The following is a 9,416-nucleotide window of genomic DNA, read 5'->3' on the forward strand; positions in this document are numbered from 1 at the left end:
GGCCGGGATCGGCGAGGACGCCCTGCTCGCCCTGCTGGGCGAACTCGCCGAGGAGGGCGTCGTGATGGCCTGCGACCACCGGCGGCTCACCTGGGAGGCGCTGCCCCCGGGCCAGGTGGTCGAGGCCGCGCTCCAGCGCGACGCGGCCCGGCGGGCCGACGCACGCCGGGCCGGGGCCGAACTCGACCGGCTCTACCGGCTCGCCCGCCGCAGTGCCGGCGGCTACGCCGCCCTGGAGGTGGTCGAGGACCGCGCCGAGGTCCTTGCCGCCGGACGGCGGCTGCAGCTCGCCGCCCGCCGCGAGGTGCGGGTCATCGACGTCCCGCCGTACTCCGGGGACTCCGCGCACTACCTCGACCAGGAGGTGCTGCAACGTCAGCGGATGGCCTCCGGCGTCGTCTACCGCTCGATCTACGGCGGGTGCGCCTTCGACGATCCCGTGGCCGGCCCCAACATGGCGCGGATGATCGAGGCCGGGGAACAGGCCCGGACGCTCGACGAGCCGCCGCTCAAGCTCGCCCTCGGCGACGACGAGCTCGCCATCGTCACCCTGCCCGCCGACGACCGGGTGGGAGTCGTCTCGCTGCTCGTCCGCCCGTCCAGCCTGCTCGGCGGCCTGGCCTCGGTCTTCGAGACGCTCTGGCGGCTCGCCGTCCCCGCCTCGACCTCCGGCCCCGGGCTGCAGCTCGACGACCGGGACCGCCGCATCCTCGTCCTGATGGCCAGCGGCGCCACGGACGACGCGATCGCGCGGCGGCTGGGTCTGGGGCGGCGCACCGTGGTGCGGCGTGTCTCCACCCTGCTGGCCAGGCTCGGTGCCACCACCCGTTTCCAGGCCGGGGTGCAGGCGGCACGGCGCGGCTGGCTCTGAGGGCCGCGGGGCGGGACGGCTCGGTCCGATCCGACCCGGCCCGGTCACCAGTTCAACTGATGACGCGTTCAGCAGATCGGCAGTTCTGCTGATGACCGTACGACGGCAGAGTGATGGCCATGAACCACCCCGCAGAACGAGAAGCCACCGGCAGCACCACCAGCAGCAGCACCACCGCCGACAGCACCGCCACCGGGAGCACCACCGCCGCCACCGCCCGGAACCGCGCTCCGCGCCGGGTCGCCGTGATCGGCGGGACCAGGTACTTCGGCCGCCACCTGGTCACCCTGCTGCGCGACGCCGGTACCGAGGTCACTCTGATCAACCGGGGCTCCGCCACGCCGCCGCCCGGCATCGACCACGTCCGGGCCGACCGGGACGACGAGGACGCGCTGGCCACCGCCCTCGGCGACCGCACCTTCGACGCGGTGATCGACCAGGTGCTGTACACGCCCGCCCAGGCGGTGGTGGCCCGCCGGGTCTTCGCCGACCGGACCCCGCGCTATGTGATGACCTCGACCATGGAGGTCTACGACCCCGCGACCTCGCCGCTGGTCCGCACCACGCCCGGGGTGCCGGTCGCCGAGGAGGCCGTCGACCCGGCGCACTGGCCGGTGGACCTCGACCTGCCGTGGCACGACCCGGCGGCGCTCGTCCGGCACTTCGGCGAAGCCGCCGCCTACGCGGAGGGCAAGCGCCAGGCCGAGGCCGTACTCGCCGCCGGGCGGCCGCCGTTCGGCTGGGCGAGCGTGCGCAGCGCCCACGTCCTGGGCGGCGGGGCACTGGACTTCACCGGCCGGCTCGCGCACTTCACCGGGGCCGTCGCCGCGGGGCGGCCGGTCGCGGTGCACGAGCACCCGCAGCCGACCTCGTTCGTCCGGCACGAGGAGATCGCCGCCGCACTGGTCGCGGTCGCCGCCTCGTCCTCGGTCGGCGCGGTCAACGCCGCCTCGGCGGAGCCGCTGGACGCGGTCGGGCTGTCCGAGCTGATCGCCGGGCAGCTCGGCACGACCGCCCGCTACCGGGCCGCCGAGGGCGCGGACCACGCGCCGTTCTCCTTCGACCGCTGGTACCCGATGGACACCCGGCGGGCCGGATCGCTCGGTCTCTCCTTCTCGCCGCTCGACTCCTGGCTGCCGGCCGCCGTGACCGAGGCCGCCGCCGTCGAGGCCGCCGCCCTCGAAGCCACCGGACCCACCGAACCCACCACCACCGGAAAGGACGTGTGACCGTGCGACAGCGCACCCTCGGCGAGCGGAGCATCGGCGCGATCGGGCTCGGTGCGATGCCGCTCTCGGTGGAGGGACGCCCCGACCCCGAGGCCGCCCTCACCACCCTGCACGCCGCGATCGACGCGGGCGTCACCCTGCTCGACACCGCGGACTCCTACCACTGGCACGCCGGCGAGGCCGGCCACAACGAGCTTCTGATCGCCCGCGCGCTGGCCACCCGCTCCCCCGCCGACCGCGCGAACGTGCTGGTCGCCACCAAGGGCGGGCGCGGCCGCCCGGGGGACGGCTCGTGGACGGTCGACGGCCGGCCCGAGCACCTCCGGCGGGCCTGCGAGGACTCGCTGCGCCGTCTCGGCGTGGCCGCGATCGACCTCTACCAGTTGCACAAGCCCGACCCCCAGGTGCCCTGGGCGGAGTCGGTGGGAGCCCTGCGCGAACTCCTGGACGCGGGGAAGATCCGCGCGGCGGGCATCTCCAACGTCGACGAGCGGCAGATCCTGACGGCGCGGGAGATCCTCGGCCCGGGGCTGGTCTCGGTGCAGAACCGGTTCTCCCCGGCCGAGCGCGGCGCCCTGCCGCAGCTGCGGCTCGCCGAACGGCTGGGCCTGGCGTTCCTGCCGTGGAGCCCGTTGGGCGGCCTCGCCCGGAGCGTGCTGGACGATCCGGCGGACGGCGTCCCGGCGGACGGCGTCCCGGCGCGCAGCGCCTTCCACGGCGTCGCCGAGGCGCGCGGGGTCTCGCCGCAACAGGTCGGCCTGGCGTGGCTGCTCGCCCTCTCCCCCACCGTCGTCCCGATCCCCGGTGCCCGCCGCCCCGCCAGCATCCGCGACAGCGCGGCGGCGGCCGGGCTCGTCCTCGACGCCGACGAACTCGCGTCCCTGAACGGCCCGTTCACCGGCGCCACCGACCTCGCCGACCCCGCCGACCCCGGCTACCCGGCCGCCCCCGCCAGCCCGGCCGCCTCGGCCAGCAGGCGGTAGGAGGTGAGCAGCTCCGCCCGGTCGTAGGTGCTGGTGGTGACCATGAACTCGTCCGCGCCGGTGCGCTCCAGCAGGCCCGTCAGTGCGTCGAGGGCCTGGTCGGGGGTGCCGGCGATGTGGCCGGTGAGTGCCTGCTCGAAGGCGGTGCGCTCACGCGCGCCCATCGACCGGGCGAGGATCTCCTCGACGGGTTCGAGCGGCGAGAACTCGCCGTGGGTCCGGCTGTGGGCGCTCGACCAGGCCTCCGGGACGAGCAGCGCCCGGGCCCGGTCCTCGGTCCCGGCCACCGCGACCGTCCCCGACACCACCACATAGGGCCGCTCGGCGCGGGCGGAGGGCCGGAAGCGCTGCCGGTAGCGGTCGATCGCGGCCCGCATCGCCTCCTCGCCCCGCACGGCCGCGGGCCAGCACGTACGCGGGGACGTCCAGGCCCTCGGCGGGGCGGGCGCGCACTCCTCCGGGGCCGCGCGCGTCGGGGTCGAACCAGGAGAGGAGTTCGGCGAGTTGCTCCGGGAACCCGTCGGCGGCGTCCTTCTCCCGGCCCAGCGCGCGGCGGACGCCGTCGGTGAAGCCCACCGACCGGCCGAGGCCCATGTCGATCCGGCCGGGGAAGAGCGCCGCGAGCACACCGAACTGCTCGGCCACGACCAGGGGCCGGTGGTTGGGGAGCATCACCCCGCCGGTGCCGACCCTGATCCGCGAGGTCGCCGCGGCCACCGCCGCCGCCAGCACCGTCGGCGCCGACCCGGCCACGCCCGGCACGCCGTGGTGCTCGGAGACCCAGAACCGGTGGTAGCCGAGCCGCTCGGCCTCCACCGCGAAGGCCACGGTGTCGCGCAGCGCCTGTGCGGGCTCCTCCCCCCGGCGGGTCCGGGAACGGTCGAGTACGGAGAGGCGCAGGGCGGGCGAGGCGGTCACGTGCCTGGCAACAGCCGTCCGCGGCGGAGGCATTCCCCGCCCGGGCCGCCACCGGGCGAAAACCTGTTGCCGGGGCAGGCTCCGACTGTTAGCAATGTGACATGCTACAGAACGACCGAATCGGCCTTCGCGCCCGCCACGACAGCGACGTCGCGGTACTCCAGAGCGAGCTCTACGACGACGTACTCACCCGTTCCCGGGCCGACTCCCGGCCGTGGCGGCCGATCTCCCCCGGCGCCGCCGAGTCCCCGTACACCGTGGCACCGGCCGGGGAGGACGCGGCCTGCTTCTCCGTGGTCGAGCTGTCCTCCGGCGAACTGGCCGGTGAGGCCCTGCTGTGGGGCATCGACACCCACAACCGGCTCGCCCACCTCGGCCTCGCCCTGCGGCCCGGCTTCCGCGGACGCGGACTGGCGGGCGAGGCAGTGCGGCTGCTGTGCCACTACGGCTTCACGGTGCGCGGCCTGCACCGCCTCCAGGTCGAGACACTGGCCGACAACCGGCCGATGGTCGCCGCCGCCACCCGCGCGGGCTTCGTGCTCGAGGGCACGCTGCGCCGCTCGGCCTGGGTGAGCGGGGAGTTCCTGGACGAGGTCGTGCTCGGACTGCTGGCCGAGGACTGGAACGGGAAGCCGTAGCCGAAGCCCGGGCTCAGGCCGCCCCGGGCGGGCCTGAGCCCGGTCTGCCGCCGCTCCCGTCAGCCGAGCCCGAACCAGTGCTCGGCGAGCGACTCCAGGGTGTCCACCCCCGGGGGCGGCGGCACCTCCCGCAGGTAGCGGGGCAGGTTGCTGTACACGTGCAGCAACGTCCAGGCCAGGGCCGCGCGCGGGTCGACGGCCCGGCCGTACCCGGCCGCGAACCGTGCCATCAGCCCCGGTTCGGCCCGGGTGACGAAGACGCCGACGCCGACGAAGTCGTACGCCCGGTCGCCGATCATCGCGGGCTCGAAGTCGAACAGCCCGGACAGCCGCCCGGTGGTCGGGTCGAGCAGCAGGTGCTGGCGCATGAACTCGGTGTGCAGCAGCACGCGTTCGGGCTCGCGCGGCAGGTCCGCGGCGTCCAGGAAGCCGGGGATCCGCTCCAGCCAGGCGTCCGGCAGGCCGCGCTCGCGCTGGCGCCCGACGGCCCCGGCGCGCTGCCGGTCGGTGAAGGCGCCCCAGTCGCCGGGGCCGAGCACATCGGCCAGCGGCCCCGGGTCGAGCGTGTGCAGGGCCGCCAGCGCCTCCCCCGCCTCGACCGCGATCCGCTCCCGGTCGGCGGGCGACAGGTCCGCCCAGGCCGGGGCGAGTTCGGCACCGCGCAGCCGGGACATCAGGACGTACCGCCAGCCGTTCTCGTACTCGCCGGCGTCGTGCAGCTCCGGTGTCGGCACCGGAAGTCGGCCGCCGATGTGGGCGAGCACCCGGGCCTCGGTGCGGCCGTCCTCGGCGGCGGCCTTGGGATAGAGCTTGAGGACCAGCTCCTCCCCGAGGGCGTAGACCGGCTGGGAGCCCTCGGGGAAGCGCTCCGGGGCGAACCCGCGCAGCCCCAAGCGGGCGCAGAGGTCCTCGACACCGGGGCGCATGACCGCCTCGTCCGGGACGACCGCATCCCACTGTTCGTCGGTTTCGACCAAAGGCAGCATGCGGTGGACGTTAGGCGGCGGACACCCGGGCGGCAACCGGATTTCGGCCCGTTCCGGCCCCTGACCGGCGTGAACGCGCGGGCTTCGGAGCGGCGGCACCCGCGTTCTGGCGTCCGCCGCCCCGGTGACCGCGGATCAGCCGCGCGGCAGGACCAGCGACTGCACGGCGGGGAGCTTGCGCCAGTCACTGGAGACGATGCTCGCGTGGGCGCGGGCGAGCTGCTCGGCCCGGGCGCGGGCCTGGTCGGCGGTGGGGTCGGTGCCGCTGATCGCCGGGGCGACGTTGTGGGCGTCGGTCATCGTCAGCAGGTAGTGGTTGGTGTCGTACCAGGAGGTGTCGATGCCGTTCACATAGGCGGAGGCGTCACCGTCGAAGACCACGAACCACGGCCGGATCGAGGTCTCGCTGTACCGGGTGCGCGGGTCGCCGGCTGCCGCGCCGAGCGCGGTCGGGAACATCCGGGCCTCTCCGATCCGGCCCGCCGCCGCCAGGTCGCGCAGGTAGCGGCCGTACTCGACATCGGTGTGCAGGGTGTCGAAGGGGTTGTCCAGCTCGACCGTACCGGGGATCACGTACACCAACGCCCGACCCGCGAGCGCCGCCCTGGTCGGCCAGTTGCCGGCGCGGGCGGCGTCGTCGAGGGTCGGGTAGCTGCCGCCGCCCGGCTTGGCGAGCAGGTCTGCCGGGCGCAGCGCGGCGGAGCCGAGGTGGGCGGCGATCAGCGCGTCCAGCTGGGCCGGGCCCATGCCGCGGTTCCCGGAGAAGCCCGGCTTGAGCTCCAGCTTGATCACCAGCGGACCAGCGGCGGGGTGGGCGGCGAGCCAGACCCGGACGTCGTCGAGGCAGGTGTCCAGGTTCTTGTTGCCGCTGCCGGAGTAGAGCTGGGAGGGCGTGGTGGCACTGACGCAGTTGTTGGTGTTGCCGAGCGGGTTGGAGTGGCTGACCTTCCACTCCTTGGTGACGATGTTCGGCCAGGCGTCCAGCTCGATCATGCCGGTACCGGTGTCGAGGCCCTGGGCGAGGTAGCCGAAGGCGGCCGGGTCGTAGGTGTTGTGCAGGCCGACGGTGGTGGCGGAGCCGAACGGGAGCTCGCCGGGGGTGCGCTCGGCGGCCTCGGCGGCGGAGCCGATCGGCACGAGCGCGGCGGCCGCGGCGAGCAGACCGACGGCGAGGGTGCCGATGAGGGTGCGGCGGACGGTCACGATGGGTGTCCCCTTGTCAGTGCGCCTGCGGGCCGGCGCGCCTTCGGCGGTGGCTTCCGCCGGTGCAGAGCATGACGGGGCCGGTCGTCGGACCGGTGAAGGGGACATAACAAATGTGTGACCGTCAGCTGCAGGTCCGTCACCGCACGCTGCGGCGGCGGGCCGGCCGGGCGTCCCGTGCGGACCCCGGGGCGCGGGGACGGACGCCGCCGCGGGTAAGGCCGACGGCGCGGGCTCGGCGGACCGGGCGGACGGCGCGGGCTCGTTGGACCGGTTGGACGGCGCGGGCAGCGTGGACGGCGTGGACGGCGCGGGCTGGGCGCTCATCAGAAGACGGACCAGCCGGTCGCCGTCGTCAGGGCGTCCAGGGCGGCCACGCCGAGCACCGAGTTCCCGGCCGCGTCCAGTCCGGGGCTCCAGGTGCAGACCGTGCCCCGGCCCGGCAGCACCGCCAGGACGCCGCCGCCGACCCCGCTCTTGCCGGGCAGGCCCACCCGGTAGGCGAACTCGCCGGCCGCGTCGTAGGTACCGCAGGTGAGCAGCACGGCATTGATCCGCTTGGCCTCGCTGCGCGACAGCAGCCGCGACCCGTCGGCGCGCACGCCGTGGCGGGCGAGGAAGAGGCCGGCCAGGGCCAGGTCCCGGCAGCTCGTTTCGATCGCGCAGTGCGCGTAGTAGTGCGTGAGAACGTCCTCGACCGGATTGCGCAGATTGCCGTAGCCGGCCATGAAGTGCGCCATGGCGGCATTGCGGTGGCCGTGCTCGGCCTCGGAGGCGGCGACCGCGCGGTTCACCGCGACGGCCGGGTCGCCGGACTCCGCGCGCAGGAAGTCCAGGACGGTGCCGACCGCGTCACCGGTGAGCTCCAGCAGGCGGTCGGTGACCACGAGGGCGCCCGCGTTGATGAAGGGGTTGCGGGGGATGCCGTGCTCGGTCTCCAGCTGGACCAGCGAGTTGAACGGGTTGCCGGAGGGTTCGCGGCCCACGCCGCTCCACAGGCCGTCGCCGCCCTCGGCCAGCGCGAGCGCGAGGGTGAAGAGCTTGGACACCGACTGGACGGAGAAAGGCTGCTGCCAGTCCCCCGCGCCGAACACCCGGCCGTCCACGGTCGCGATCGCCATCCCGAAGGCCGCCGGGTCGGCCTCGGCCAGCGCCGGGATGTAGTCGGCGACCCGGCCGCGCAGCGGCGAGCGCACGGCCGCCGCCATGGCGTCCCGGACCAGGTCCTGGTAGTCCGCGCCCGGGTCCTGCGGCTGCTGCGGGCCGTGCGCGCGGGGCGGGTCGATCGTGTCGTTCACCGCGCCATTGTCCTCGTCGCGGGTCCGCCCTCCGCAGGCGGGGGTCCCACCGGGGTGTCGGCCCGGGGTGTCGCAAGGATCCCGCCGGGGTACCGCCGGGGTCCCACCGAGGTGACTCGGGGGTTTCGCCCGGACTGTCACAGGTCTGTGGCAGGCTGTCCGCCATCCGACGGAGGGGACGACGATCATGCACAGGCCGAGCCGGCCCGAGGACCTCGACGACGCCGGGCAGGTGTGGGCGCGCGCCGTACTGCTCGCCCTGCTGGACGCCGCCCAGGGGAACCGCGAGCACTGGCTGGACGAGCAGGGCGTGTGGAGCGAGAAGGGCGGCGGCTCCTTCTGGTGGCGCCTCACCCTGGTCGACGACGGCCACGCGGTGTTCTGCGGCCAGGACTCCGACGGCAGCCACACCCATGTCGACGGCCGGCAGATCGACTTCCTGGCCGGCGGCCCGGAGTGGCTGCCCTGGGAGCAGCTGCGCGAGGACGCCCAGGGGAACCTGTTCGGCTTCCTCTACTGGTGGCAGGACGGGGCCTGGCACCGGATCCCCTACCCGGACGCCCTGGCCGAGGACGGTCTGGCCGCCGCCGCGCCGTGGCTCGGATCGGAGCAGCTGTTCCTCAGCGAGGCGGCGGAGCTGGCGTGGGTGCTGCGCGAGGACGAACCGGCCTTCGCCGCCGCCGTGACGCGCTTCCTGCGCCGCGCCGAGGAGCGCACCGTCGACGCCGGCGCGGTGGCGGAACTGCTCGCGGCCGCCGGGGTCGGGGACGACGACCGCGAGGTGCTGCGCTTCGAGCCGGCGCTGGACGTCGCCGTCCGGGCCGGGCTCACCCGGCACGCGCCGGTGCCCGGCTGACGGGTGCCCGACCGGGCTCAGGAGCAGGGCACGTCGGTGCCGCGCACGCCCGTGAGGCCGTCGTTGAACGCCGCCCCGCCCTGGTACTCGTAGTACACGTAGGAGTAGAAGTCGACGTTCAGCCCACTGCCGCAGGCCGAGTCCGGGTCGACGGTGTAGGTGAGGGTGTAACTGGTGCTGGCGCCCGGGGCGAGGGGCAGCGCGAACAGGGCACCGAAGGCACCGGACTGCGGGTTGCCGCAGACCGTGGGGTTCGGCACCCCGTTGCACGCGGTCGCCGTGTACTTCAGCCCCGCGTACGCGACGTCGGTCGACGTGTCGTAGGTCTGCTGGACGGTCTGGTAGACGAAGCGGATCGGGGTGTCATGGGGGTTGGTGAGGGTCACCGTCACGGTGAACGAGCCGCCGGGCGGCGTCGTGGCCCGGTCGCTCAC

At 74.8% G+C, this 9,416-nt stretch carries 9 protein-coding genes and 1 pseudogene; 5 read left to right on the forward strand and 5 right to left on the reverse strand.

What is annotated here, in order from left to right; genetic code table 11:
• The 3 genes from VR45_RS29005 to VR45_RS29015 form a co-directional block, all read left to right on the forward strand.
• The coding region (locus VR45_RS29005; RefSeq protein WP_052709462.1) for a helix-turn-helix transcriptional regulator at positions 1-871 on the forward strand (871 nt) is incomplete at its 5' end.
• A gap of 119 nt (positions 872-990) precedes the next feature.
• Positions 991-2,100 (forward strand): NAD-dependent epimerase/dehydratase family protein, encoded by a 1,110-nt coding sequence (locus VR45_RS29010; RefSeq protein WP_107084305.1) that lies wholly within the window; start codon positions 991-993, stop codon positions 2,098-2,100.
• A 2-nt stretch (positions 2,101-2,102) separates the two neighbouring features.
• A complete protein-coding gene (locus VR45_RS29015) occupies positions 2,103-3,083 on the forward strand; it encodes an aldo/keto reductase (RefSeq protein ID WP_078896923.1) in 981 nt (326 codons plus the stop codon).
• Here the strand turns inward: VR45_RS29015 and VR45_RS29020 are convergent.
• Positions 3,035-4,034: pseudogene (locus tag VR45_RS29020) on the reverse strand (MsnO8 family LLM class oxidoreductase). The gene VR45_RS29015 and the pseudogene VR45_RS29020 sit on opposite strands and share 49 nt — an antisense overlap.
• A gap of 68 nt (positions 4,035-4,102) precedes the next feature.
• Between VR45_RS29020 and VR45_RS29025 the strand changes: the two are divergent.
• Complete coding sequence (locus VR45_RS29025) at positions 4,103-4,639, forward strand: GNAT family protein (RefSeq protein WP_045942822.1); 537 nt, start codon at positions 4,103-4,105, stop codon at positions 4,637-4,639.
• Positions 4,640-4,698: 59 nt separating this feature from the next.
• Here the strand turns inward: VR45_RS29025 and VR45_RS29030 are convergent, their stop codons facing one another.
• The 3 genes from VR45_RS29030 to VR45_RS29040 all read right to left on the reverse strand — a co-directional run bounded on the left by VR45_RS29030 (position 4,699) and on the right by VR45_RS29040 (position 8,051).
• On the reverse strand, positions 4,699-5,625 hold the full coding sequence (locus VR45_RS29030; RefSeq protein ID WP_045942823.1) for an aminoglycoside phosphotransferase family protein: 927 nt from the start codon (positions 5,623-5,625) through the stop codon (positions 4,699-4,701).
• 135 nt (positions 5,626-5,760) lie between these two features.
• Complete coding sequence (locus tag VR45_RS29035; RefSeq protein WP_052709463.1) at positions 5,761-6,828, reverse strand: phosphatidylinositol-specific phospholipase C domain-containing protein; 1,068 nt, start codon at positions 6,826-6,828, stop codon at positions 5,761-5,763.
• Positions 6,829-7,154: 326 nt separating this feature from the next.
• On the reverse strand, positions 7,155-8,051 hold the full coding sequence (locus VR45_RS29040; protein WP_286163520.1) for a glutaminase: 897 nt from the start codon (positions 8,049-8,051) through the stop codon (positions 7,155-7,157).
• 262 nt (positions 8,052-8,313) lie between these two features.
• Between VR45_RS29040 and VR45_RS29045 the strand changes: the two genes are divergently transcribed.
• Positions 8,314-8,982 (forward strand): hypothetical protein, encoded by a 669-nt coding sequence (locus VR45_RS29045; RefSeq protein WP_045942824.1) that lies wholly within the window; start codon positions 8,314-8,316, stop codon positions 8,980-8,982.
• A 17-nt stretch (positions 8,983-8,999) separates the two neighbouring features.
• On the opposite strand, the gene VR45_RS29050 is transcribed toward VR45_RS29045, so the two are convergent.
• On the reverse strand, positions 9,000-9,416 hold a 417-nt coding region (locus VR45_RS29050), incomplete at its 5' end, for a hypothetical protein (protein WP_045942825.1).

Source organism: Streptomyces sp. NRRL S-495 (assembly GCF_000966955.1).
GTDB lineage: Bacteria > Actinomycetota > Actinomycetes > Streptomycetales > Streptomycetaceae > Kitasatospora > Kitasatospora purpeofusca.